This window comes from Pseudomonas sp. D1-1, from assembly GCF_051132225.1.
Taxonomy (GTDB): Bacteria; Pseudomonadota; Gammaproteobacteria; order Pseudomonadales; family Pseudomonadaceae; genus Aquipseudomonas.
Window position 1 is genome coordinate 5,485,450 of sequence record NZ_CP071676.1, and the last position, 25,193, is coordinate 5,510,642.

At 62.2% G+C, this 25,193-nt stretch carries 21 protein-coding genes, 1 pseudogene and 1 riboswitch; of the genes and pseudogenes, 10 read left to right on the plus strand and 12 right to left on the minus strand.

From position 1 onward, the window contains the following. Positions 1 to 38: 38 nt before the first annotated feature. The 4 genes from J3P86_RS24770 to tkt form a co-directional block, all read right to left on the minus strand. On the minus strand, positions 39 to 263 hold the full coding sequence (locus J3P86_RS24770) for a hypothetical protein (RefSeq protein WP_434571247.1): 225 nt from the start codon (positions 261 to 263) through the stop codon (positions 39 to 41). A gap of 31 nt (positions 264 to 294) precedes the next feature. Beyond that, on the minus strand, positions 295 to 1,458 hold the full coding sequence (locus J3P86_RS24775; RefSeq protein ID WP_434673008.1) for a phosphoglycerate kinase: 1,164 nt from the start codon (positions 1,456 to 1,458) through the stop codon (positions 295 to 297). 24 nt (positions 1,459 to 1,482) lie between these two features. Then, the gene (gene epd / locus J3P86_RS24780) at positions 1,483 to 2,538 is read right to left on the minus strand and encodes an erythrose-4-phosphate dehydrogenase (protein ID WP_434699050.1); all 1,056 of its coding nucleotides are present in this window, start codon (positions 2,536 to 2,538) and stop codon (positions 1,483 to 1,485) included. A 149-nt stretch (positions 2,539 to 2,687) separates the two neighbouring features. After that, complete coding sequence (gene tkt / locus J3P86_RS24785; protein ID WP_434571242.1) at positions 2,688 to 4,685, minus strand: transketolase; 1,998 nt, start codon at positions 4,683 to 4,685, stop codon at positions 2,688 to 2,690. Between the two features lie 254 nt (positions 4,686 to 4,939). On the opposite strand from tkt, the gene J3P86_RS24790 reads away from it, so the two are divergent. Together J3P86_RS24790 and metK are read left to right on the plus strand one after the other, a co-directional pair. Further along, complete coding sequence (locus tag J3P86_RS24790; protein WP_434655041.1) at positions 4,940 to 5,935, plus strand: ArsR/SmtB family transcription factor; 996 nt, start codon at positions 4,940 to 4,942, stop codon at positions 5,933 to 5,935. A gap of 19 nt (positions 5,936 to 5,954) precedes the next feature. Then, a complete protein-coding gene (metK, locus tag J3P86_RS24795) occupies positions 5,955 to 7,145 on the plus strand; it encodes a methionine adenosyltransferase (RefSeq protein WP_030137860.1) in 1,191 nt (396 codons plus the stop codon). A 131-nt stretch (positions 7,146 to 7,276) separates the two neighbouring features. Here the strand turns inward: metK and J3P86_RS24800 are convergent, their stop codons facing one another. Beyond that, entirely contained in the window at positions 7,277 to 7,897 is a 621-nt protein-coding gene (locus J3P86_RS24800) for a LysE family translocator (protein WP_434699051.1), read from the minus strand. A gap of 206 nt (positions 7,898 to 8,103) precedes the next feature. Between J3P86_RS24800 and ligB the strand changes: the two genes are divergently transcribed. After that, positions 8,104 to 9,774, plus strand: a complete 1,671-nt coding sequence (ligB, locus tag J3P86_RS24805) for an NAD-dependent DNA ligase LigB (RefSeq protein ID WP_434699052.1) — start codon at positions 8,104 to 8,106, stop codon at positions 9,772 to 9,774. Positions 9,775 to 9,863: 89 nt separating this feature from the next. Further along, a complete protein-coding gene (locus J3P86_RS24810) occupies positions 9,864 to 10,259 on the plus strand; it encodes a DUF1090 domain-containing protein (protein WP_434699053.1) in 396 nt (131 codons plus the stop codon). Positions 10,260 to 10,274: 15 nt separating this feature from the next. Here J3P86_RS24810 and J3P86_RS24815 read toward each other — a convergent pair whose 3' ends face one another. Then, entirely contained in the window at positions 10,275 to 10,724 is a 450-nt protein-coding gene (locus J3P86_RS24815; protein ID WP_434699054.1) for a c-type cytochrome, read from the minus strand. A 122-nt stretch (positions 10,725 to 10,846) separates the two neighbouring features. Here J3P86_RS24815 and mltA point away from each other — a divergent pair, with 122 nt between their 5' ends. Further along, positions 10,847 to 12,034 carry a murein transglycosylase A gene (gene mltA, locus J3P86_RS24820; protein WP_434699055.1) on the plus strand — a complete coding sequence of 396 codons (1,188 nt, stop codon included), beginning with the start codon at positions 10,847 to 10,849 and terminating at the stop codon, positions 12,032 to 12,034. A gap of 134 nt (positions 12,035 to 12,168) precedes the next feature. On the opposite strand, the gene J3P86_RS24825 is transcribed toward mltA, so the two are convergent. Further along, a complete protein-coding gene (locus J3P86_RS24825) occupies positions 12,169 to 12,552 on the minus strand; it encodes an MAPEG family protein (protein ID WP_434699056.1) in 384 nt (127 codons plus the stop codon). Between the two features lie 285 nt (positions 12,553 to 12,837). Here J3P86_RS24825 and J3P86_RS24830 point away from each other — a divergent pair, with 285 nt between their 5' ends. Continuing rightward, positions 12,838 to 14,007, plus strand: a complete 1,170-nt coding sequence (locus tag J3P86_RS24830; RefSeq protein WP_434699057.1) for an MFS transporter — start codon at positions 12,838 to 12,840, stop codon at positions 14,005 to 14,007. Here J3P86_RS24830 and J3P86_RS24835 read toward each other — a convergent pair. Continuing rightward, positions 13,958 to 14,842 carry a formate/nitrite transporter family protein gene (locus J3P86_RS24835; RefSeq protein ID WP_434627442.1) on the minus strand — a complete coding sequence of 295 codons (885 nt, stop codon included), beginning with the start codon at positions 14,840 to 14,842 and terminating at the stop codon, positions 13,958 to 13,960. The two genes, J3P86_RS24830 and J3P86_RS24835, sit on opposite strands and share 50 nt — an antisense overlap. A 187-nt stretch (positions 14,843 to 15,029) precedes the next feature. Then, positions 15,030 to 15,431 (minus strand): acyl-CoA thioesterase, encoded by a 402-nt coding sequence (locus J3P86_RS24840; RefSeq protein WP_030137870.1) that lies wholly within the window; start codon positions 15,429 to 15,431, stop codon positions 15,030 to 15,032. Between the two features lie 189 nt (positions 15,432 to 15,620). Continuing rightward, positions 15,621 to 15,727: riboswitch (S-adenosyl-L-homocysteine riboswitch) on the plus strand. 23 nt (positions 15,728 to 15,750) lie between these two features. On the opposite strand from J3P86_RS24840, the gene ahcY reads away from it, so the two are divergent. The 4 genes and pseudogenes from ahcY (at position 15,751) to J3P86_RS24860 (ending at position 21,227) form a co-directional block, all read left to right on the plus strand. Continuing rightward, positions 15,751 to 17,160: an adenosylhomocysteinase gene (gene ahcY, locus J3P86_RS24845; RefSeq protein ID WP_305498222.1), complete on the plus strand. Its 1,410-nt coding sequence runs from the start codon at positions 15,751 to 15,753 to the stop codon at positions 17,158 to 17,160. 169 nt (positions 17,161 to 17,329) lie between these two features. Then, the gene (metF, locus tag J3P86_RS24850) at positions 17,330 to 18,175 is read left to right on the plus strand and encodes a methylenetetrahydrofolate reductase [NAD(P)H] (RefSeq protein WP_434699058.1); all 846 of its coding nucleotides are present in this window, start codon (positions 17,330 to 17,332) and stop codon (positions 18,173 to 18,175) included. A gap of 134 nt (positions 18,176 to 18,309) precedes the next feature. Then, positions 18,310 to 19,121: pseudogene (locus tag J3P86_RS24855) on the plus strand (substrate-binding periplasmic protein); the annotation flags it as partial. A 231-nt stretch (positions 19,122 to 19,352) separates the two neighbouring features. After that, positions 19,353 to 21,227 (plus strand): DEAD/DEAH box helicase, encoded by a 1,875-nt coding sequence (locus J3P86_RS24860; protein WP_434574071.1) that lies wholly within the window; start codon positions 19,353 to 19,355, stop codon positions 21,225 to 21,227. A 244-nt stretch (positions 21,228 to 21,471) separates the two neighbouring features. Here the strand turns inward: J3P86_RS24860 and J3P86_RS24865 are convergent, their stop codons facing one another. From J3P86_RS24865 to J3P86_RS24875, 3 genes are all read right to left on the minus strand, one after another. Next, entirely contained in the window at positions 21,472 to 22,053 is a 582-nt protein-coding gene (locus J3P86_RS24865) for a YceI family protein (RefSeq protein WP_434655022.1), read from the minus strand. A 32-nt stretch (positions 22,054 to 22,085) separates the two neighbouring features. Then, on the minus strand, positions 22,086 to 22,637 hold the full coding sequence (locus J3P86_RS24870) for a cytochrome b (protein WP_434699059.1): 552 nt from the start codon (positions 22,635 to 22,637) through the stop codon (positions 22,086 to 22,088). A 614-nt stretch (positions 22,638 to 23,251) separates the two neighbouring features. Next, entirely contained in the window at positions 23,252 to 25,012 is a 1,761-nt protein-coding gene (locus tag J3P86_RS24875) for a flavin monoamine oxidase family protein (RefSeq protein ID WP_434699060.1), read from the minus strand. Positions 25,013 to 25,193 lie beyond the last annotated feature (181 nt).

The following is a 25,193-nucleotide window of genomic DNA, read 5'->3' on the forward strand; positions in this document are numbered from 1 at the left end:
GGCCCGTGCCGCTCGCCATGAGTTAAGAGTCTGACCCGTCAAGGGCAACCATGTTCCTTGACCGGCGCCTGCGTCTCGTATTTATCCAGGCCGTCCGGCCCGGAACGCTTGTTCAGTACCGGGTTGGTCTCGGCCTGCCAGTCAGCCTGATAACAGCCTTGCTCAGGCACTGGCGCCGCCGTATCCGGCGCGGTGGCTTGCGGGCTGCTCGAGCAAGCCACCAACAGCGTCGCGGCCATCAGCGACATGAACGTCTTGACCATCGGAACACTCCTTTGCCTGGTCAACGTCGCCTCAGGCCTTGGCCCGGCTTTCCAGGACTTCCACGGCAGGAAGCACTTTGCCCTCGACGAATTCGAGGAACGCGCCACCACCGGTAGAAATGTAGGAGATCTGCTCGGCTACGCCATATTTATCGATGGCAGCCAGGGTGTCGCCACCACCCGCGATGGAAAACGCAGTGCTCTCGGCGATCGCCTGGGCCAGCACCTTGGTGCCGTTGCCAAACTGGTCGAACTCGAACACACCGACCGGACCGTTCCACAGGATAGTCTGGGAGGATTTCAGCAGTTCGGCGAAGTTCGCCGCGGTTTGCGGGCCGATATCGAGGATCATGTCGTCCTCGGCCACATCGTCGATCAGCTTGACGGTGGCGGTGGCGCTTTCGGCGAATTCCTTGGCAACCACCACGTCCACGGGCAACGGTACGCTGACCTTGGCGGCGATTTCACGGGCCGTGTCCAGCAGATCCGGCTCGTACAAGGATTTGCCTACCGGGTGACCGGCGGCGGCGAGGAAGGTGTTGGCGATGCCGCCACCGACGATCAACTGGTTGCAGACCTGGCTCAGGCTGTTGAGCACATCCAGTTTGGTCGAAACCTTGGAGCCGGCAACGATGGCGGCCATCGGCTGGGCTGGCGAGCCCAGGGCCTTGCCCAGCGCGTCCAGCTCGGCCGCCAGCAACGGACCAGCGGCGGCGACTTTGGCGAACTTGGCCACGCCGTGGGTCGAGCCCTCGGCGCGGTGCGCGGTGCCGAAGGCGTCCATCACGAACACGTCGCACAGGGCGGCGTATTGCTGGGCCAGCTCATCGGCGTTCTTTTTCTCGCCCTTGTTGAAGCGCACGTTTTCGAACAGCACGACATCGCCAGCCTTGACGTCGACGCCGCCCAGGTAATCGGCGATCAACGGCACGTCGCGGCCCAGGGCCTTGCTCAGGTAATCCGCCACCGGCTTGAGGCTGTTCTCGGCCGAGAATTCACCTTCGGTCGGACGGCCCAGGTGCGAGCAGACCATCACCGCCGCGCCTTTTTCCAAGGCCAGCTTGATGGTCGGCAGCGAGGCCAGGATGCGCGCGTCGCTGGTGACAACACCGTCCTTGACGGGGACGTTGAGGTCTTCGCGAATCAGTACGCGCTTACCTTGCAGATCGAGGTCGGACATCTTCAACACGGTCATGGGTCGCAATTCCTGGGTAACTGTTTAGAGAGCAGGTTTATTGGAAGCGGTTTGCAGGTAATGCTCGGCAACGTCCAGCATACGATTGGCAAAACCCCATTCGTTGTCGAACCAGGCCAGGATGTTCACAAGCCTGGGCCCGGAAACGCGGGTCTGGCTGGCATCGACGATGGCCGAATGTGGGTCGTGGTTGAAATCACAACTGGCGTGAGGCAACTCGGTATAGGCCAGAAGGCCTTTGAGCGGGCCGCTGGTGGCGGCTTCGCGCAGGATCCGGTTGACCTCGATGGCGTCGGTATCGCTCACGGTCTGCATCGTGATGTCGAGGCAGGACACGTTGACCGTCGGCACCCGCACGGCTTTGGCCTGAATTCGCCCGGCAAGTTCCGGCAGCAGCCGTTCAATGCCGCGCGCCAGACCAGTGGACACCGGAATCACCGACTGGAAGGCCGAACGGGTTCGGCGCAAATCCTCGTGGTGATAGGCGTCGATCACCGGCTGATCATTCATCGCCGAGTGGATGGTGGTGATCGACACGTATTCCAGGCCGATAGCCTGGTCCAGCAGGCGCAACAGCGGCACGCCGCAGTTGGTGGTGCAGGACGCGTTGGACACCAGCAGCTCTTCGCCAGTCAGGCAGTCCTGGTTCACACCGTAGACGATGGTGGCGTCAACGTCGGCCTCGCTGGCCATCGGCTGGGAGAACAGCACCCGTGGCGCGCCGGCAGCGATGAACCGCTGGCCATCGTCACGGGTGTTATAGGCGCCGGAGCACTCAAGCACCAGATCGACGTTCAGGGACGCCCAATCGATGCCTTCGGGCGTGGCGCTGCGCAGGACCTTCACGCAGTCGCCATTAATGTGCAGACAATCGCCCTCGACCCGCACTTCGCCGGGAAACCGGCCGTGGGTGGAGTCAAAGCGTGTCAGGTATTCGATGCTGGCCATGTCAGCCAGATCGTTGATGGCCACAATCTCGAACCCGGCCTTTGCCCCTCGCTCGAACAACGCACGCAAGACGCAACGACCAATACGGCCGTAGCCGTTGAGTGCAACTTTGTAGGGACGCGGTTGGGGCATGGGGGCTCTCTGATCGGGGTGAATCCGTTAAGACCAGCATTGCCTGCACCACCGCTATCGCGAGCAAGCTCGCTCCCACAGGGTCGGTGGAGATCCTTCTGGGAGCGAGCTTGCTCGCGATGGCGTCAGCACAGACAACCTATTACAGATCAGTCTTCCAGCAGCTCTTCAGCCTGCCCCAGGATGTTCTCCAGGGTGAAGCCGAACTCCTCGAACAGCGCCGACGCAGGCGCCGACTCACCGTAGGTGGTCATGCCGATCACGCGGCCTTCCAGGCCCACGTACTTGTACCAGTAATCGGCGTGAGCGGCTTCGATGGCAATCCGCGCGCTGACCTGCAACGGCAACACCGCTTGCTTGTAGCCGGCATCCTGGGCGTCGAACACGCTGGTGCAAGGCATGGAGACCACGCGCACGTTGCGGCCCTGCCCGGTCAGCTTGTCGAAGGCCTGGACGGCCAGGCCGACTTCCGAACCGGTGGCGATCAGGATCAGCTCAGGCTCGCCGATGCAGTCCTTGAGCACGTAGCCGCCACGGCTGATGTCGCCGATCTGGCCGGCGTCGCGTTCCTGGTGCTGCAGGTTCTGGCGCGAGAAGATCAGCGCCGATGGGCCGTCGTTGCGCTCGATGGCGTGTTTCCAGGCCACAGCAGACTCCACGGCGTCGCATGGGCGCCAGGTGTCCAGGTTCGGCGTGCAGCGCAGGCTCGCCAGTTGCTCGATCGGCTGGTGAGTCGGGCCGTCTTCGCCCAGGCCGATGGAGTCGTGGGTGAACACGTACAGGATGCGTTTTTTCATCAGCGCCGACATGCGCACAGCGTTGCGGGCGTATTCCATGAACATCAGGAAGGTCGCGCCGTAAGGCACCAGGCCACCGTGCAGGGCAACGCCGTTCATGATCGCGCTCATGCCGAACTCACGAACGCCGTAGTACATGTAGTTGCCGCTGGCGTCTTCGGCGGTTACGCCCTTGCAGCCTTTCCACAGGGTCAGGTTGGAACCGGCCAGGTCGGCCGAACCGCCCAGCAGCTCTGGCAGCAGAGGGCCGAAGGCGTTCAGGGTGTTCTGGCTGGCCTTGCGGCTGGCGATGGTTTCGCCCTTGGCCGCGACTTCGGCGATGTAGGCAGACGCCTTCTCGGCGAAATCGGCCGGCAACTCGCCGCTGAGGCGACGTACCAGTTCGTTGGCCAGCTCAGGGAATTCGGCGGAGTAGGCGGCAAAACGCTGGTCCCACTCGGCTTCGGCCGCGCGGCCTTTTTCCTTGGCGTCCCACTCGGCATAAATGTCGGCCGGGATTTCGAACGGGCCGTGTTCCCACTTCAGCGCGGCGCGGGTCAGGGCGATTTCCTCGGCACCCAGTGGCGCGCCGTGGCAGTCTTCCTTGCCCTGCTTGTTCGGCGAACCGAAACCGATGGTGGTCTTGCAGCAGATCAGTGTCGGCTGGGCGCTCTTGCGCGCAGTCTCGATGGCGATCTTGATTTCTTCCGGGTCGTGACCGTCGACGTTGCGGATCACCAGCCAGTTGTAGGCTTCGAAGCGCTTGGGGGTGTCGTCGGTGAACCAGCCTTCGACTTCACCGTCGATGGAAATGCCGTTGTCATCGTAGAAGGCGATCAGCTTGTCCAGGCCCAGGGTACCGGCCAGGGAAGCGACTTCGTGGGAAATGCCTTCCATCATGCAGCCATCACCCAGGAACACGTAGGTGTGGTGATCGACGATGTCGTGGCCCGGACGGTTGAACTGCGCCGCCAGGACTTTTTCCGCCAAAGCGAAGCCCACGGCGTTGGCCAGGCCCTGGCCCAACGGACCGGTGGTGGTTTCAACGCCTGGGGTGTAGCCGTATTCCGGGTGGCCCGGGGTGCGGCTGTGCAGCTGGCGGAAGTTCTTCAGGTCATCGATCGACAGGTCATAGCCGGTCAGGTGCAGCAGCGAGTAGATCAACATCGAGCCGTGGCCGTTGGACAGCACGAAGCGGTCGCGGTCGGCAAACGATGGGTTGCTCGGGTTGTGCTTGAGGTAGTCGCGCCAAAGCACCTCGGCGATATCCGCCATACCCATGGGGGCACCGGGATGGCCGCTGTTGGCTTTCTGCACGGCATCCATGCTGAGGGCACGAATGGCATTGGCACGCTCACGACGGCTGGGCATCGCTGATCTCCTGGGTTTTGAATAACGAAACTGAAAAAGGCGAGCATTTTCCCTCACCCACCCGCCTCGGGGCAATCAGATACTCGTCCAAAGGCGATATTTGCGCCGGATAAAGCCGCATCGGTCAGGTGAAACCTTTCCGCTGTTGCTGGGTAGAGTCAAGCTGCTGCTGGGAAGTGCCATTTATCGAGCAATATCAAAACTTTTTGATATTGACCTTGCGATGCGCCAGACCCGTCACTAGACTGCCGCCCATGAATTTACGCGTGCCTTCCATTCGCCATGACGATTGCGATGAGCTGGCGGCCCTTTGCAAGGCCGGCGGCGATCCGCTGCGGCTCAATGTATTGCGCGCCCTGGCCAACGACTCGTTCGGCGTTCTGGAACTGGCGCAGATCTTCGGCATCGGCCAGTCCGGCATGAGCCACCATTTGAAGGTGCTGGCCCAGGCCGACCTGGTGGCGACGCGCCGTGAAGGCAACGCGATTTTCTACCGCCGCGCCCTGCCCCACACCGAACTGCTGGGCGGCAAGCTGCACGCAGCGCTGCTTGAAGAGGTGGACGAACTGGACTTGCCGCTGGACGTGCAAGCTCGCATCGCCCAGGTACACGGGCAACGAGCCGCCGCCAGCCAGGATTTTTTCGCCCGGGTGGCGGAGAAATTTCGCGCCCAGCAGGACCTGATCGCAGGACTGCCGCAATACCGTGACAGCGTCGTGGCGCTGCTCGACAAGCTGAGCTTCGAGCCCACCGCCACAGCGATGGAAGTCGGCCCCGGCGACGGTGCATTCCTGCCGGAACTGGCGCGGCGCTTCAGCCAGGTGACCGCGCTGGACAACAGCCCGGCGATGCTCGAACTGGCCCGCCAGGTGTGCGAACGTGAGTCCCTGGCTAATGTCCGCCTGCAACTGGCCGATGCCCTCAACGGTGTGAGCCTGCAGGTCGACTGTGTTGTATTGAACATGGTGCTTCACCATTTTGCCGCGCCGGCCGATGCACTCAAGCACATGGCCAACCTGCTGCAACCGGGCGGTAGTCTGTTGGTGACAGAGTTATGCAGCCACAACCAGAGTTGGGCCAAGGAGGCCTGCGGTGATCTCTGGCTGGGGTTTGAACAGGACGATCTGGCCCGTTGGGCCACCGCTGCGGGCCTCGTGCCCGGGGAAAGCCTCTATGTAGGCTTACGTAATGGTTTCCAGATCCAGGTTCGCCATTTTCAGCGACCGGCTGGCGACACTCACCATCGGTAACTTGTAGGAAAACATCGAGATGAGCGAATACTCCCTTTTCACCTCCGAGTCCGTGTCTGAAGGGCATCCGGACAAAATCGCCGACCAGATTTCTGATGCGGTGCTGGACGCCATCATTGCTGAAGACAAGTTCGCCCGCGTGGCGTGCGAGACTCTGGTGAAAACGGGCGTGGCGATCATCGCCGGCGAAGTCACCACCTCGGCCTGGGTCGACCTGGAGCAGATCGTTCGCGACGTGATCCTGGGCATCGGCTACAACAGCTCCGACGTCGGCTTCGACGGCGCGACCTGCGGCGTGATGAACATCATCGGCAAGCAGTCCCCGGACATCAACCAGGGCGTTGACCGCGCCAAGCCGGAAGACCAGGGCGCCGGTGACCAGGGCCTGATGTTCGGCTACGCCAGCAACGAAACCGACGTACTGATGCCGGCACCGATCACCTTTTCGCACCAACTGGTCCAGCGCCAGGCTGAAGCGCGCAAATCCGGCCTGCTGCCTTGGCTGCGCCCGGACGCCAAGTCCCAGGTGACCTGCCGTTACGAAGGTGGCAAGGTGGTTGGCATCGACGCGGTCGTGCTGTCGACCCAGCACAACCCCGAAGTGTCCTACAAAGACCTGCGCGAAGGCGTGATGGAGCTGATCGTCAAGCACGTGCTGCCTGCCGAACTGCTGTCCAAGGATACCCAGTTCCACATCAACCCGACCGGCCAGTTCATCATCGGTGGCCCGGTGGGTGACTGTGGCCTGACCGGTCGCAAGATCATCGTCGACAGCTACGGCGGCATGGCCCGTCATGGCGGCGGCGCGTTCTCTGGCAAGGACCCGTCCAAGGTTGACCGCTCGGCCGCCTACGCCGGTCGTTATGTGGCCAAGAACATCGTTGCCGCCGGCCTGGCCGAGCGCTGCGAGATCCAGGTGTCCTACGCCATCGGCGTCGCCCAGCCTACGTCGATTTCGCTGAACACCTTCGGCACCGGCAAGATTGGCGATGACAAGATCATCCAATTGGTCCGTGAAGTGTTCGACCTGCGTCCGTACGCGATCACCACCATGCTTGATCTGCTGCACCCGATGTACCAGGACACCGCAGCCTACGGCCACTTCGGCCGCACGCCGCAGACCAAGACGGTGGGTGACGATACCTTCACCACCTTCACCTGGGAAAAAACCGACCGCGCCGACGCCCTGCGCGCCGCTGCCGGCCTGTAATACCCCGCGGCTGTGAAAAGCCCCTGGCGACTCGGTCGCCAGGGGCTTTTTTACGCCTTCGTGGCGAGGGAGCTTGCTCCCGCTGGGGTGCGAAGCGCCCCCCCTTCAAACTTTAGGGTGTATCAAACTGTTCAAGTCCGCCGCGCCACCAACAAAAACGAAGCCGCGCTCGCCAGTAACCCCGCGCACATCCGGTTGAACAACCGCTTGCCACTCGGCCGGGCGAACAGCCGCCGGGCATAAATACCCATGTAGCAATACAAGCCAATGGCAACGCATTCCAATGCCAGGAACAGCCCACCCAGCACCGCGAACTGCTGGGTGACGGTGCCCGCGCGGTCAACGAACTGTGGCAGGAAAGCGGTAAAAAGCAGGATTGCCTTCGGATTGCCGATCGCCACGAGGAATTCCTGGCGCGCCAGGCTGGCCATGCTCATCGAACTGGCCTCTGCCTCGCCGGCGGTCTCAGGTTGCGCACGCCACAACTGCACAGCGAGATAAAAAAGATAACCGGCACCGACGAGCTTGATGCCCAGGAACAGCAGCTCCGAGGTATGCAACACCGCCGTCAGCCCCACCGCCGCCAAGGCGATCATGATCGCAAACGCCAGCAGGCGGCCGATGCCACCGCTGCAGGCGCGAACGAAACCATAACGCGAGGCGTTGCTGATCGACAGCAGGTTGTTCGGGCCCGGCGCCATGTTCAGCGCAAAGCAGGCCGGGATAAAGACCGCGAGCGTGGTCAGGTCCATCGGTTGCACTCCTGGCAGAGCGGATCGAGTGTCCATTCTGCACCGCTCACCGACGTGTTCAAGGCACAGTTGCCCGAGCAAATCACTCCCGACTGTACCGCCACAGCTGCGCCATCGCGCTTGGCAAAACCCGGTAACGCACTGGACCTCGCGCCTTTTGCAACACTGACTAGCCTTCCAGTACTTCACCTGGCAAGGATGCTTCGATGCTGTCGTTATTGCGCGCACTTGTATGCTTTTTACTGGCCATGCCCGTCATCGCGGCCCCCTGCCCGAGCGGGCCAACCGAACGCGCCCAGGCACAGGTCGACGTCCTCCAGCAACAGATTGACGCATGGGATGACGCCTATCACCGCCTCGGCCGCTCCCTGGTGGCCGATGAGCTTTACGATCAGTCCCGGGCGCAACTGGAACATTGGCGCAACTGCCTTGGCCTCGGGTCGCCAGGCACGCCCTTGCGCTCCGCTGGCGGGAAAGTCCCCCACCCGATCGCTCATACCGGCCTGGATAAACTCAAGGACGCCGATGCCGTGCGCATCTGGTTGAACGGTCGCGACGACGTCTGGGCCCAGCCGAAAGTCGATGGCGTAGCGGTTACCCTGGTTTATCGCGGTGGACACCTGCACCAGGCGATCAGCCGCGGCGATGGCATCCAGGGACATGACTGGACCAACACTGCACGCAAGGTCCGCGATATTCCCCAACGGTTGCGCCTACCTGCGGACCTGCTCGTCCAGGGCGAGCTCTACTGGCGGCTCGACGATCACGTACAGGCCGTCAGCGGCAGCCTTAACGCTCGATCAATCGTGGCGGGGCTGATGGCCCGCAAGAACCTGAGCGCGGACCAGGCGTCTGGCATCGGCCTGTTCGTGTGGGAGTGGCCGGAAGGGCCGGCGACCCTGCCGGAACGGATTGCCGCGCTGAACGAACTGGGTTTCGCCAATGCGACCGCTTATAGCCAGCCCATCCAGGCATTGGCCGATGCGCAACACTGGCGCAACCACTGGTACCGCACGCCGCTGCCGTTCGCCAGCGACGGGGTCGTCTTGCGCCAGAGTCGACGCCCGCCCGCCGACCGCTGGCAAGCCCGGGCGCCCTCCTGGAGCGTGGCCTGGAAATACCCACACGCCCAGGCGCTGGCCAAGGTGCGCGATGTGCGTTTCAAGATCGGCCGCACCGGGCGTATTACGCCAGTGCTGGAGCTTGCGCCGGTGATGCTCGACGACCGCCAGATTCGCCGGGTAAGCGTCAGCTCACTCAGGCGCTGGGAAGGCATGGATATCCGCCCCGGCGACCAGGTCGCCATCAGCCTGGCCGGGTTGACTATTCCGCGGCTCGACAGTGTCGTGCTGCGCAGTGTCGAGCGCCGGAGCCTCGACATCCCCGCCGCTGCCGATCATCACTTCTTGAGCTGCTGGCAACCGACGCCTGGCTGTGAAAGCCAGTTCCTCGCGCGCCTGAACTGGCTCAGCGGCAAGCACGGGCTCGCCCTGCCCCATGTTGGCCCCGGCACCTGGGAGCAACTGCTGGCCGCCGGCCAGCTGGACGGATTGCTGGATTGGTTGACCCTTGATGCCGCCGAGCTTGCTAACATTGCCGGTTTCGGCGAACGCAACAGCGCACGTCTGCTCGCCAGCCTGGACAGCGCCCGGCAGCGCCCCTTCTGTCAATGGCTCAAGGCGCTTGGCGTACCGCCCACCGGAGGGGCAAGGCTCGAGGAGCGCTGGAAGGTCCTGGCTGAACGCGACACTGAACAATGGCAAGCCGAAACGGGTATCGGGCCGGGACGCGCCGCGCAACTGAGCGCTTTCTTTCGCGACCCGCAGGTACTGGCCTTGAGTGAAACATTACGCACCGCAGGGGTCGATGGCTTCTAGTCCGGCCCGTGCGGTTGAACCCAAGAGACGGGAGGCGCTCCAACTGCGCATCTGTCCCGACCGCTCGTGAGTTTTTATACGGAGTTGCTATGAATTTCCTGTACCCCGTTGCCCTGCTGGCCTTATGCGGTGCCATGGCCACCCCCTTGATGGCGGATGAACAGAGCCCGGAACTGACCGGTTGTGCAGCCAAGCGCCAAGGCATCATCAACCAGATCGAACTGGCCAGGTCCCGAGGCAATCAGGACCAGCAGGCCGGGCTGGAAACAGCCCTGGCCGAAGTCACCACCCACTGCACCGATGCTTCCCTGCGCAAGGAGCGTGAAAACAAGGTGCTGGAGGCCAAGCATGAAGTCAGTCGCCGTCAGGCCGATTTGGAAAAGGCCATGAAAAAAGGCGATGCGGAGAAAATCAACAAGCGCAAGGACAAGCTGGCGGTGTCCCGCAAGGAGCTGCAGGAAGCGGTGGACGAGTTGGATAAATAAGCACCGGGCTGGATTTCAATAGTCCCGGAATTCCTTATGACAGGCACTGCACGCATCCTCGACCTTCTGCACCGCCGGCCCCAGGTTACTGGCCCGGTAGGGCTGGACCCGACTGGCGGTCACCAACTCGGCGGTGGCCGCTTCGAGACTGCGGGCCAGTTCCTGGAAACGCGCCTGCTTCTGCCAGACTTCGTCCCGGGCACTGGTGTGATCCTGCTCACGCACCTGCGGAAAATGTTTCCACGGCTCATGGGAAAGTTGATCCAGTTGCACCGCGCCTTCGGCGAAACGCGGGCCATCGAACGGAACACGACCACGCAACATGCCACCCAACTCTTCGTTGGTCTTGAGCATCTGCTTGAAAATCGTCTTGCGCTGGCCCAATGGTGAGTTGGGATCGACACCACCACAGGCGGACAGCATCAGGCAGGCCAGCACTGCCATGGAAAATCGTCTTACAAACATTTTGGCCTCTGGACAGAAAACGACCGCTAGTATCCCCGGGTCGTCGGAAAACACCAATGGCCCTATCAACAATACGGGTGCCAGGCGCATGACAGCGCCTGGACGACCGCAAAGGAAATATCATGAACAGCCGCTTCAAGTCCTGGCGCACGGGCCTGGCGTTGACCTTACCGCTGATTGCACTGCTGGCCGGCTGCAACCGCGGCGAAAAGGTCGAAGAGCCTCAGACTCATGCCCTCGCCACCTACGTCAGCGCGCCCTGGGAGGCACTGCCGTCGGTAGCCGATGAAGACCTGCTGGCCGGCTTCGGCGCCTGGCGCAGCGCCTGCACCCGCCTCAAGGCCGATGCGGCCTGGGGGCCGACCTGCGCGGCGGCGGCCAATGTGCCGCAAACCGCCGCGGCGGTACGCAGCTTCCTGAAACAGAACCTCGACGTCTATGGCCTGCGCTCGGGCGACAACAGCCCCAACGGCCTGATTACCGGCTACTACGAGCCGGTCTATCCCGGCAGCCTCATGCAGACCGCCACGGCGAATATCCCGGTCTACGGTGTGCCTGAGGACATGATCGTCGTGGCGCTGGACAGCCTCTACCCGGAGCTCAAGGGCAAGCGCCTGCGCGGGCGTCTCGAAGGCCGCGTGCTGAAACCCTACGACGACGCCAGCACCATCGAGGCCAACGGCGTGAAGGCGCCGGTCATCGCCTGGCTCACCGACCCGATGAACCTGCAATTCCTGCAGATCCAGGGTTCGGGACGCATCCGGCTCGATGACGGCCGCCAGTTGCGCATCGGTTATGCCGACCAGAATGGCCACCCCTACCGGCCCATCGGCCGCTGGCTGGTGGAACAGGGCGAGCTGAAAAAAGAAGACGTGACCATGGGCACCATCAGTGCCTGGGCCAAGGCCCATCCGGAGCGGATCCCCGAGTTGCTGGGCAGCAACCCCAGCTATGTATTTTTCAACCGCAACCCCGACAGCAACGAAGGCCCGCGAGGCTCGTTGAATGTACCGCTTACCGCCGGCTACAGCGTGGCGGTGGATCGCAAGGTGATTCCGTTGGGCAGCCTGCTGTGGCTGTCGACGACTCGCCCCGATGGCAGCGCCCTGAACCGTCCCGTCGCCGCCCAGGACACGGGGGGTGCGATCTCTGGCGAAGTTCGGGCGGATCTGTTCTGGGGCACCGGGGACGCGGCCGGGCAACTGGCCGGGGACATGAAACAGCAAGGTCAGATCTGGATGTTGTGGCCCAAGGGCATGGCGCTGCCACAAGTGCCACAGGTGGCGAATGCGGTCAGCGCCAATCCTTGAGGATGAGCTGACAGTGCAATCCCTTCGCGAGCAGGCTCGCTCCCACATGGGATCCGGATTCACTGAGATCCATTGTGGGAGCGAGCCTGTTCGCGAAGAGGCCCGCATAAATATCAAATATTCAACAAACAGCCTCAGACCGAAACAAAGAAGAAACTCAGTACCAACCCTACCCCCACGAACCACACCAGCGAACGCAGGATCGCCCAGTCCGCCAGGTAGCAAATGACGTAGAGCAGGCGGCTGGTGATGAATAGCACCGCCAGCACATTGATGGTGACCAGCTCGGCATTGCCGGCCAGATGCGCGACGATCACGGCGGCGGCAAAAAACGGGGCGATTTCAAAGCTGTTCAATTGCGCGGCGTAGGCACGGCGGGGAGCGCCTTCGAGCGAGTCGAGAAAATCCCGGGGGTCGTGGTTATCTTGCAATCTGTATCTGCCGCCGGCCTTGGCGATGCCGATACACAGGTAAGGCAGGATAAAAGCAATCAAAACGCACCACAGGGCTACCGTCATACCGCATTTCCTTATTGAGTTTTATCGAGAATCGAGCGTCAAGCACCGCTAGAGCTTCATCACAGCATGCCAGCCCGCAGGCTAAGAGTCGCGGCCGGCCGAAAGGTTCTTTCAGCTAGCGCATGCCGAAAAGCACCACCACCGTTATACTGCACCCGACCACGCCGCACTCAGTTGCGCATAGATCAATTCCAATAATTCTGCTGCTGCCCGTTCATTCGAACCAAGGCATCGGCATGCGTATGCCTGATCAGAGCGTCAAGACTACAGACAGAGACCTTGCGCATGCCACTCGCCTTGCTTGCTTTGGCCGTCGCCGCTTTCGGCATCGGCACGACTGAATTCGTCATCATGGGGCTGTTGCCTGATGTCGCCCGTGACCTGGCCGTGAGCATTCCCCACGCCGGGCTGCTGATTACCGGCTATGCGCTGGGGGTGGTATTCGGCGCACCGATCCTGGCGATCGGCACCGCGAACATGCCGCGCAAGGCCACGCTGCTGGGCATGACGCTGATGTTCATTCTCGGCAACGTGCTCTGCGCCCTCGCGCCGAACTACGTCACGCTGATGGCTGCCCGAGTCATCACCGCGCTCTGTCACGGGGCATTTTTTGGCATCGGGTCGGTGGTGGCCGCCGGGCTGGTAGCACCGAACAAACGGGCCCAGGCGATTGCAATGATGTTCACCGGCCTGACCCTGGCGAATGTGCTGGGCGTGCCGCTGGGCACGGCCTTGGGTCAATACGCCGGCTGGCGATCGACGTTCTGGGCGGTAGCGGTCATCGGCATGATTGCAGCCATCGCCCAATGGGTGTGGCTGCCCAAGGAAATTCCCATGGACAAGGCCAACCTCGCCAGTGAGTTCAAGGTGCTGGGCAAGGCCAATGTGCTGCTGGCGCTGGGCATGAGCGTGCTGGCTTCGACCAGCCTGTTCAGCGTGTTCACTTACATCGCACCGATCCTGCAGGACATCACTGGCGTGAGTCCCCACGGCATCACCGTCATGCTGTTGTTATTCGGCGTGGGCCTGACGGCGGGGAGTTTCCTGGGCGGACGCCTGGCTGACCGGCGCTTGCTGCCGTCCCTTGTGGGCATGGCGCTGGCCGTGGTGCTGGTGCTCGCCGCGTTCAGCCAGACCAGCCAATCGGTGATTCCGGCGGCGATCACCCTGGTGTTGTGGGGCGTCTTTGCGTTCGCCCTGTGCCCGATCCTGCAATTGCTGATCATCGATCAGGCCCACGAAGCCCCCAACCTGGGCTCGACCCTGAACCAGAGCGCCTTCAACCTGGGCAACGCGGCCGGCGCCTGGATCGGCGGCCTGGTGGTCGCCAGCGGCGCCGACCTCGCCGATTTGCCGTGGACCGGCGCCCTGGTCGGCGGGCTCACCGTACTGACCGCGCTTTACTTCATTTATCGGCAACGTCACGTCGGCGCGGCGGCAGACCTTGCCGACTGAGGGGCGTATTGGTTTCGCTGCGCACCTGGGCGTGGCTGATCAGCGCAAAGATGAAGCTGCCGCCGATGATGTTTCCCGCCAGGGTCGGCGCGGCGAACACCGTCCAGAAGTCCTCCCACGACAGCTGCCCGGCAAACACCAGGTAAGACACCTCGGCCGATCCCACGACGATGTGGGTGAAATCCCCGAGCGCCATGAGGTAGGTGATGAGGACAATGATCCACATCTTGGCGTTCTCCATGGAGGGGATCATCCACACCATGGTTGCGATCATCCAGCCGGAAATGATGCCTTTGGCGAACATCTGGCCGGCGTCGTTCTCCATCACCTTGCGGCCAATGTCCAGAAAGGCCAGGTCGGTGCGCCGGTCAAAGATCGGCAGGTGCAGCATCACATAGGCCACCAGCAAGGTGCCGCACAGGTTGCCCACCAGCACCACGCCCCATAACCGGAACAACCGGCCGAAATTGCCCAGCGTGGGTTTGCTCATGATCGGCAGCACCGCCGTCAGGGTGTTTTCGGTGAACAACTGCTGCCGCGCGAGGATCACGGCCAGGAAGCCGGCGCAGTAGCCAAAACTGGCGATGACCTTGAAGCCTTCATGGTCCGGCAACCGGGAGTTGAGCAGCCCCATCGCCATCAGCGACAAGCCCATCGTCAAACCGGCCGCCAGGGCCGACCACCACAGGGCGGCGACACTGCGCTCCAGCTCCTGATCACCCTGGGTGCGAATGATTTCATGCAATACCGCCGCCCGTGGCGGCTGGTTGCGGTCGACCTCGTGCTGCTCCTCTGCCGAGAGGTCAGGGGTCTTGCCGTCTTTATGAGTGTCCATACAGCTCCTGAACCGGTGGCGTGATGTACCTACGACACGCGGCGCTCGGAGCTGTTCAGTGGTGCCAGGAAATGACCGGCGCCGGTAATCCCGCCTTCGCGAGCAGGCTCGCTCCCACAGAGGATCCGGCGGTGGGGACTAATCCAATGTGGGAGCGAGCCTGCTCGCGAAGAACACTACGCCGACCCTATTCGACGGTATCGTCCTTGAACTGATCCTTGACGTACTTGATCTCGGTCCGGCCATGGGGCGCGGGCAAGCCGTCTTCACCGAGGTTGACGAATACCATCTTTTCCACCGTCAGGATGCTCTTGCGAGTGATCTTGTTGCGCACCTCGCACGTCAGGGTGATGGACGTGCGGCCGAACTCGGTGGCGGTGATACCCAGTTCGATGATGTCGCCCTGGCGCGAGGCGCTGACAAAGTTGATTTCGGAGATGTATTTGGTGACCACACGCTGGTTACCGAGCTGGACGATGGCATAGATCGCCGCTTCTTCGTCGATCCAGCGCAGCAGGCTGCCACCGAACAGCGTGCCGTTGGGGTTGAGGTCTTCGGGCTTGACCCATTTGCGGGTGTGGAAATTCATGTTCACTCCTGAGCGTCTGGCCGATGAATGCCCGCATCATGGCAGACCCGGCGGGCAGGCTCTACGTCGCCGCCCCTATGACGATCATCGGCATTTTTGATTTGCCGACAGAAACCCTTTGGAAGATCCGCTTAGCCCGTTATAATCGCCCCCGTTTCGTCGGCCCACGCTTTGGGTCGTTCCCGCCACCTGTCCGAGGGGCGCTGCAGCAGGCTCGACCTGTCAGGCTCGGATGGGGCGTTGCTGGTACGGGGTTCCCCGCACTGGCACTAAACGCACAACGGCGCCCATTCGCATACATTACGAATGGAGGCTCTTCATGAGCGCTGTTATCACGCCTGCAGCTTTTACCGACTACAAAGTCGCTGACATGTCCCTGGCTGCCTGGGGCCGTCGCGAAATCATCATCGCCGAATCCGAAATGCCAGCCCTGATGGGCCTGCGCCGCAAATACTCTGGCGAACAGCCATTGAAGGGCGCAAAAATCCTCGGCTGCATCCACATGACCATCCAGACCGCCGTGCTGATCGAAACCCTGGTTGCCCTGGGTGCCGAAGTGCGCTGGTCGTCCTGCAACATTTTCTCGACCCAGGACCAGGCCGCTGCCGCGATCGCCGCTGCCGGCATCCCGGTTTTTGCCTGGAAAGGCGAGACCGAGCAAGAGTACGAATGGTGCCTGGAGCAGACCATCCTCAAGGATGGCCAGCCATGGGACACCAACATGATTCTTGACGACGGCGGCGACCTGACCGAGCTGCTGCACAAGAAATACCCGGCCGTGCTGGACAAGGTCCACGGCGTGACCGAAGAAACCACCACCGGCGTCCACCGCCTGCTGGACATGCTGGCCAAGGGCGAGCTGAAGATTCCGGCCATCAACGTCAACGACTCGGTGACCAAGAGCAAGAACGACAACAAGTACGGTTGCCGTCACAGCCTCAACGACGCCATCAAGCGCGGCACCGACCACTTGCTGTCCGGCAAGCAGGCGCTGGTGATCGGCTACGGTGACGTGGGCAAGGGTTCGGCCCAGTCCCTGCGTCAGGAAGGCATGATCGTCAAGGTGTCCGAAGTCGATCCGATCTGCGCCATGCAAGCCTGCATGGACGGTTTCGAACTGGTATCGCCGTTCATCGACGGCAACAACGACGGCACCGAAGCCAGCGTCGACAAGGCACTGCTGGGCAAGATCGACCTGATCGTGACCACCACCGGCAACGTCAACGTCTGCGACGCCAACATGCTCAAGGCCCTGAAAAAGCGCGCCGTGGTCTGCAACATCGGTCACTTCGACAATGAAATCGACACCGCTTTCATGCGCAAGAACTGGGCATGGGAAGAAGTGAAGCCACAGGTGCACAAGGTTCACCGCACCGGTACCGGCAGCTTCGACCCGCAGAACGATGACTACCTGATCCTGCTGGCCGAAGGCCGCCTGGTGAACCTGGGCAACGCCACCGGTCACCCAAGCCGCATCATGGACGGTTCGTTCGCCAACCAGGTCCTGGCCCAGATCTTCCTGTTCGGCCAGAAATACGCCGACCTGCCACCGGCGCAGAAAGCCGAGCGCCTGACCGTTGAAGTATTGCCGAAGAAACTCGACGAAGAAGTGGCCCTGGAAATGGTCCGCGGTTTCGGCGGCGTGGTCACCAAGCTGACCAAGCAACAGGCTGACTACATCGGCGTGACCGTCGAAGGCCCGTTCAAGCCGCACGCCTACCGCTACTGATCGGCGCGGCTCCCCCTGCGGGAGCCGGCTCCTTTGTGGGAGCGAGCCTGCTCGCGATGCAGACACCCCGGTCCAGCTGCCAGACCGAGGCGATGCCAATCGCGAGCAAGCTCGCTCCCACAAAGAGCCCGAGCGCCTCACCGGCCTACGAGTTTCCAAGGATATGACCATGTCCCAAGAACGTCGCTACAGCTTCGAGTTCTTCCCGACGAAGACCGATGCTGGGCATGAAAAACTGATTGCCACTGCCCGACAGCTGGCAGGCTACAAACCTGATTTTTTCTCCTGCACCTATGGCGCCGGCGGTTCGACCCGTGACCGCACGATGAATACCGTGCTGCAGCTTGAAAGCGAAGTCAAAGTCCCGGCCGCTCCGCACCTGTCCTGCGTGGGCGATAGCAAGGATGACCTGCGTAGCCTGCTGACCCAGTACAAGGCCGCCGGCATCAAGCGTATCGTCGCCCTGCGCGGTGACCTGCCCTCGGGCATGGGCATGGCCAGCGGTGAACTGCGGCACGCCAACGAGCTCGTCGAGTTCATCCGCCAGGAGACCGGCGAGCACTTTCATATTGAAATCGCCGCGTATCCGGAGATGCATCCGCAAGCACGCAATTTCGAAGACGACCTGAGCAATTTCGTGCGCAAGGCCAACGCCGGCGCCAACAGCGCGATTACCCAGTATTTCTTCAACGCCGACAGCTACTTCTACTTCGTCGAGCGTGTGCGCAAGTTGGGTGTCGACATTCCGGTGGTACCGGGCATCATGCCGATCACCAACTACAGCAAACTGGCGCGTTTTTCCGACGCCTGCGGCGCGGAAATCCCGCGCTGGATCCGCAAGCAACTGGAAGCCTACGGCGATGACACGGCCAGCATCCAACGCTTCGGCGAGGAGGTCATCACGCACATGTGTGAACGACTGTTGCAAGGTGGCGCGCCGGGCCTGCACTTCTACACGTTGAACCAGGCCGAGCCGAGCCTCGCTGTGTGGAACAACCTCAAGCTGCCGCGCTAGGCACTGAAGTGCCGGTACGCAAAGGCCCTGGTGAAAACCCGGGCCTTTTTCATGCGCCTTGCAGGCAAAGGGCAACCAACCCGCGAGCCAGAGCGCTCTAGCTATTTGATGAGCTCTCATCGTAACCTCAGACAATGCCCGTCTTTACCCAACTCCTGACCGTCCTGTTACTCCTGTGCCTGAGCGTTTGCGCCCGGGCCGAGAAGCTGCGCATCGTCACCGAACCCTGGGCGCCCTACGTCTATGAGGAGAACGGCAGGGCCCTGGGCCTGGACTATGAAACCACCGCCATCGTGTTCAAGCGCCTGGGCGTTGATGTCGAATGGCAGTTCCTGCCTTGGAAGCGTTGCCTGGCGATGCTGGAACAGGGGCTGGCAGACGGTGCACTGGATATCTTTCGCAGCGAGGAGCGCGACTCCCTGCTGCTCTACCCGAGCGAACCGCTGTCGGACGTCGAGTTCGTGATGTTCTACGCCAACGCCCGGCCCCATCCGTTTCGCACGCTCGACGAGCTCGAAGGACTGACCGTCGGCACGTCTCCGGGTTATCTGTACAGCCAGGCGTTCAGGGAATCGACCCGGTTCAAGCGGGAAACCGCGCCCACCCATGAAGCCAATTTCGGCAAGTTGCAGTTGGGCCGGATCGACCTGCTCATCACCGACCGCCGAGTGGGCCGGCATGTGCTCAAGGCGCTGCAACTGGGTGACCAGATCAGCGAAAATCCCACGGTCGTGAGCCGTCAAAGCCAATACCTGGCGGTACGGCGCAGCGCCGGCATGGATTTGCTGGTGCAGCGCTTCGGTGCTGAACTCAAGCGTTTCAAGCGCGAACCGGCCTATGCCGAGCTGAGCGCCCGCTATGGTGCAGACCCGGCCGGCAAGGCGGCACCGCAAGACCCGGTACCCCACTGAAATACACCGTTGAGCAGCAGGAAAGCGGCGCGCGGCGATTGCTCTGTTATACTCGGGCCTTCCCGCCAGGCTCACGCCCGGACGCCCGGTCTTGCAAAAGGCATCCCGACACCGCTACAGCGCAGCTTCCAGCCCGCGCGAGCCCTGTCCGGACCCGTCTTCCAGACCCGGCAGGACCGGACGGGATGACGTCTTCCAATGACCGTCATTTGCGCCAGGCAAGACTATCCCATTGGGCCAGGCCCTCACTAAAAACAGGATTACTCATGTCCTTTGCTTCCCTCGGTCTCTCCGAGGCTTTAGTCGGCGCCATCGAAGCCGCCGGCTACACCCAGCCTACCCCGGTGCAACAGCGGGCCATCCCCGCCGTGTTGCAAGGTCGCGACCTGATGGTCGCCGCACAGACAGGTACTGGTAAAACCGGCGGTTTCGCCCTTCCGATCCTGGAGCGGCTGTTCCCCAACGGTCATCCGGACAAATCCCAGCGTCACGGCCCGCGCCAACCCCGCGTGCTGGTCCTGACCCCAACCCGCGAACTGGCGGCCCAGGTCCACGAGAGCTTCAAGGTCTACGCGCGTGACCTGAAGTTCGTCAGCGCCTGCATCTTCGGCGGCGTCGGCATGAACCCGCAGGTCCAGGCCATGGCCCGTGGCGTCGATGTCCTGGTGGCCTGCCCCGGCCGCCTGCTGGACCTGGCCGGCCAGGGCAGCGTCGACTTGTCCCACGTGGAAATCCTCGTGCTGGACGAAGCCGACCGCATGCTCGACATGGGTTTTGTCCATGACGTTAAAAAAGTGCTGGCCCGCCTGCCAGCCAAGCGCCAGAACCTGCTGTTCTCGGCGACGTTCTCCAAGGACATCACTGACCTTGCCGGCAAGCTGCTGCACAACCCGGAACGCATCGAAGTCACGCCGCCGAACACCACGGTCGAGCGCATCGAGCAACGCGTGTTCCGCCTGCCGGCCAGCCACAAGCGTGCCCTGCTGGCCCACCTGATCACCACGGGCGCCTGGGAACAGGTCCTGGTCTTCACCCGCACCAAGCACGGCGCCAATCGCCTGGCCGAATACCTGGACAAGCACGGCCTGCCAGCTGTGGCGATCCACGGCAACAAGAGCCAGAACGCCCGCACCAAGGCCCTGGCCGACTTCAAGGCCGGCGAAGTGCGCATCCTCGTAGCCACCGACATCGCCGCCCGTGGCCTCGATATCGACCAGTTGCCTCACGTGGTCAACTTCGAGCTGCCGAACGTCGATGAAGATTACGTCCACCGTATCGGCCGTACCGGCCGGGCCGGTCGTTCGGGCGAGGCGATTTCCCTGGTCGCGCCGGATGAAGAGAAGTTGCTCAAAAGCATCGAGCGCATGACCAAGCAGAAAATCCCTGACGGCGACCTGATGGGCTTTGATGCCAGCACCATCGAGGCCGAGAAGCCTGAAGTGCGTGAGCGTCCGGATGTGCGCAATCCGCGTAATCCTCGTGGCCCGCGTGGCGACGGCCCGAATGGCGGCGGTGGTGGCGGCGGTCGTAAGGACAAAGGCAAGGACAAGGGCAAGGAAAAATCGGCCAGCAACAGCAACGGTCGCGGCGAACGCCCAGCCCGCGAGCAGAAGCCCCGCGAAGGCACTCCGGCCCGTGAGCAGCAACGCCCTGCCCCGCGCGCCGCGGCCGCCGACCGCGCCCCGGACGAATTCCTCGACGACGATGTCGATAACTTCGGTAACCGCGTGGACTACGTGCCGCAGCAGAAACCGGCCCAGGGTCGCGGTCGCCGTCCGGGCGCCCCGGCAACAGGCGCTGGTGCCGGCGCCCCCCGCGGTGGCCAGCCACAGGGTCGCCAGAACGGACCGCGCAACAGCAACGGCTCGTCCACCGGCACTCCGCCAGGCAAGCGCAGCGGTCCGCGTAATGGCGCCCCACGTGACGGCCAGGCCCGCCGCGAAGAGTCCCGTCCACGCCGCCCGGCACGTGACGATGACCAACCTCGTCAGGAACCTGCCGTGCAGAACCCGCGTGGCAACCAGCCGAAAATCATGCACAAGGAATCGAAGGTTGATCGTTTCCCGACGCCTGAACAGCTGGACCAATTGCCAAGCCGTCCACGTGGCGAAAAGCCGGCCTTGCTGACGCGCAATCGCTGAGTTTTCCAAGCCATGAAAAATGCCCCGGTTCTTGCGAGCCGGGGCATTTTTTTGACCCACACCATTCCAAATGTGGGAGCGAGCTTGCTCGCGATAGCGGTGGCTCAGCCACCATCAATGTGACAGAACTGACGCCATCGCGAGCAAGCTCGCTCCCACAGGGTTATCTGTGTCGCCGAAATCCGCACAATAAAAAACGCCCCAGGCCGCAAAACCAGGGGCGTTTTTTTGTCAGGCGCGAACGTTACTTCTGCTGAACACCTTCAAACGTCACGTACAGCTCGACCACGTCGGATTTCGGACCCAGGTCTTTCTGCTTGCCGAAGTCGGAACGCTTGATCGTGGTAGTGCCTTCGAAGCCGGCACGGTAGCCACCCCATGGGTCCTTGCCTTCGCCCAGGAAGGTTGCCTTGACCACGACCGGCTTGGTCACGCCCAGCAGGGTCAGGTCACCGGTCACATCGGCGGTGTTTGCGCCGGTGGACTTGACACTGGTGGACACGAAGGTGGCCTTGCCGAATTTGCTGGCGTTCAGGAAGTCAGCGCTGGCGATGTGCTTGTCACGTTCGGCGTGGTTGGTGAACACGCTGGCGGTGTTGACGTTGAATTCGATCTTGCTGGCTTCAGGCTTGGCGGCGTCGAAGCTGAACTTGCCGTCGATGTCCTTGAAGGTACCGGTGATGTAGCTGTAGCCCAGGTGGCTGATCTTGAAGTCGACGAAGGCATGCTGGCCTTCCTTGTCGACCACGTAGTCTGCGGCCATGGCCTGGCCGGCGGACAGCAGGGCGGAACCGATTGCCAGGGCGGCGAGCGTCTTTTTCAACATGCTTTCTATTCCTTTGGAGTCGAGGTTGAACATCAGGCTTGGCGCCCCAGCATGCGCTTGAGGGTCGCGTCACGGTTGATAAAGTGGTGCTTCAATGCTGCCAACGCATGGAGGCCGGAAAAAATTACCAGCGCCCATGCCAGGTAGAAGTGGATCTGGCCGGCGACGTCTGCCTGATCGGGCAGTCCGGACACCAGCGCGGGTACTTCAAACAAACCAAACACCGAGATCCCGACACCGTCTGCGGTGGAAATCAGGTAACCGGCGATCATCACGGCGAACAGCCCGAGATACAGTGCACTATGGCCAATCCTGGCGCCGACGCGTGTAAGGCGGCCATAGGTCTCCAGGGTCGGTGGCGGCGGGCTGACGAAACGCCAGATCACTCGCAGCACCATCACCGCCAACAGCACCAGGCCGATGCTCTTATGGATGTCCGGCGCGTCTTTGCGCCAGGTGCTGTAATAATCCAGCCCGACCATCCACAGGCCCAGCGCGAACAGCCCATACACCGCCAAGGCAACGGCCCAGTGCGAAACGATGCTGACCCAGCCATAGCGAGAAGAAGAGTTGCGTAGCTGCATTGCTCATATCCTGTAAAAACTGTGACCAAGACTAGCGAGTTATCTATCGAATTAAAGCGGAAAATTTCGCTTTGAAATATCGAGAAATACGATCATCAGTCTGGAACGAGTGCGTTAAGGAAAGATTAAAGCGGATGCGCTGCGTGATGGCGGGGGAGCCAGGACATCAGCTTAGCCGGAGGGCCTCATCGCGAGCAGGCTCGCTCCCACCAGAGGCCCGGTTTTTATAAGCCAAAGCCTGTGATTATCAATTCACTGAGCATTTGGGGTGGTATGGGTCGAAGGTGCATTTGTACGCCAACTGAGGGTCCCGTTCCGGAACCATCGGGATCATCAGGGGATCCCGACATTCACCATACACACACCCGTACAGCGAAACCGATACGAGCATTGCCATCAGTATTTTCATACGCACTCCTGTTTTTCAAGGAGCCTGAACGCATGGCCCGGCGAGCTCTATCGGCCGCTTCCGGTTAAAGGGTGGGAAGTTTCCGATATATCGTCGAGACATGCAGGACGTCGGCGTAATGATCGACCCGTGGCGAGGGAGTTTGCTCCCTCGCCACGAGTTATTGATTGCCTTAAGTGAACGGCAGCGTTCTTTCCACTTGACGTTACTGAGCCTTCGTCTCAGTAGTTGCCGCCGGTTTGGCGGCGGGTTTCTTCACTGGCTCAGCCTTTTTCACTGGTGCCTTGGCCGGGGCCTTTTTAGCCGGGGCCTTGGCCGCCGGCTTCTTCGCCGCTGGCTTGGCCGTGGCTTTCTTGGCTGGCTCGGTCTTCGCTGGCGCCGGCGCGGGTGGTTCCACCGGCGCAGGGGCTGGGACGGGGGCCGGTGCCGGCGCTGGAGGCGGTGCTACCGGCTCGGGAGCCTTGGCCGGCTCCGGCTTCTTGTCGTCATCCGAGCCGCCGAACAGGTTGCTGAAGAAGTTGCCTTTCTTCGCCGCCACCGCTCCGGCGGCAGCTGCTGCGGCCGGGGCGACCTTCGGTGGTTCGAACGACTTGCCCGCCGCCAGGTCTTCAACCTGGCTGGCGGCGCGCTGGCCGCTGCGCAGTGCGCCTTCCAGGGTGCCTGGGTACAGCGCGTCGGTGTGTTCGCCGGCAAAGGCGACGCGCTGCAATGGTTTTTCCCACAGGCGCCAGTACTTGCTGATCTGGCCCGGACCAAACGCCAGGTACGCGCCGCCCATGGCAGGGTCGGTGCTGTAGCGGCGGATTTCATAACCGGTGAATGCACCGCGCGCCTGTGGATAAAACGCGTGGAGGCGGATCAACACCTGGTCGACCATCTGCTTGTCGCCGAAGGCCTGCATCACCCGTGCGTTGTCGCCGGACAGGTTGATGACAACGTTGGCGCCACCCTTCATGGCCGGCTCGATCCACATCATGCCCAGGCCAGCGTTGCTGTAGATCTCGCCCGACATGCGTGCCTTGCTGTCCCAGACCGGGGTCTTGAACTTGAGCATGATCTGGTCGCGCCAGCCGTAGTTGGTGCCTTTGATCGCACCCAGGTGCTGGGCATCCAGGGCCGGGGTCAGCTGAATCTTGTTCAATGCTCGCAAGGGCACGGCCAGTACAACATAGTCGGCCTGGTAACCGACGCTGCCGACCTTGACGGTGACGCCGTCCTTGTCCTGGGAAATGGCCGACACCGGCGAGCTCGTCTTGATGGTTTTCAGTTGCTTGACGAACGCCTGGGCCAATACCGGGCTGCCACCGAGCAGGCGCGAGGCGCGCAGGTCACGGTCGGACACGCCGCGATAGACGCGGTTCTGCTGGGCGAAATACAGCAACGACAGGCGCGACGGCTCGTCATAGCGCGTGCGGATTTCCTGGTTGACCAACTGTCGGGCGGTCGCCGGCAATTGCAAGCGGTCCAGCCAGTTGGACACGGTGATCTGGTCGAGCGCGTGTAACGTACTGGTAGCCGTCGGGTTCAGTGGGTCGTCGATGGAACGGGCCAGATCATCCAGGGTGGTTTCGTAGCGCTTGAGCGCCTCGGCCGTGGCTGGCTGCTTGGTCGCCAGGTCGGTGGCAGTAAAATAGGTGCCGTCGATCAGATAGCTGGGGGTGCGCACGAATTCCGGCGCCGGCGTGGTGCTCAGTTTGAAGGTCGAAACGTACTTGTTCAGTACCGGCTGGACCTTATCGTTGCCGATCCACTCGCTGGTGGCCATGCCCGAACGGCCGCCCAGGCTCGGTTTGGCTTCCAGCAGGGTCACGGCCCAGCCCTTGTTCTGTAACTCGTAGGCCGCCGTGAGCCCGGCCAGCCCGCCGCCGATGACGATGGCCGTCGGTTGTTTGTCCTTGGCCAGCGCCGAAACGCTGAACAGCCCTATCATCACCAGCGCACAGGCGCGCAGCCAACCAGCAGACATTCAGCGAACTCCGGAATTACGTAAGAATTTTCGGTTTTTCGAGCCAGTCGGCTCCGGGAACGGCGAAGAATACGTCAGCCATCAAAACGCCGCCAGCGACGTCTATCACCTCACTGAAACGGGTGGGGACGACACAATGGGTTGTTCCCCGGCCCGCCATTGCATAGGCTTGCGCGATTGT